At 36.1% G+C, this 252-nt stretch carries 1 pseudogene; it reads left to right on the top strand.

Annotated features, from left to right (window positions below):
• Window positions 1-44 precede the first annotated feature (44 nt).
• A pseudogene (locus tag G6042_RS14690) lies at window positions 45-252 on the top strand (IS21 family transposase); the annotation flags it as partial.

Raw genomic sequence — 252 nt, forward strand, 5'->3', positions numbered from 1 at the left:
ATTACAGTGTTCCGTACCAATATGTGAGGAAAAAAGTAAAACTTTTGTATACCAAAACTACAGTTGAAATCTTCTACAAATACAACCGAATCGCTATTCATCCAAGAAATTACAAACCTTACGATTATACTACTATTGCGGAACATTTAGCCAGCACACACCAGTTTGTTGCTGATTGGAGTGCTAGTCGGTTTATTGATTGGGCAAACAGTATTGACCAAGCAGTAGCGGATTATATTATCCAAATTATCG

It is taken from the genome of Flavobacterium solisilvae, assembly GCF_012911605.1.
Lineage (GTDB): Bacteria > Bacteroidota > Bacteroidia > Flavobacteriales > Flavobacteriaceae > Flavobacterium > Flavobacterium solisilvae.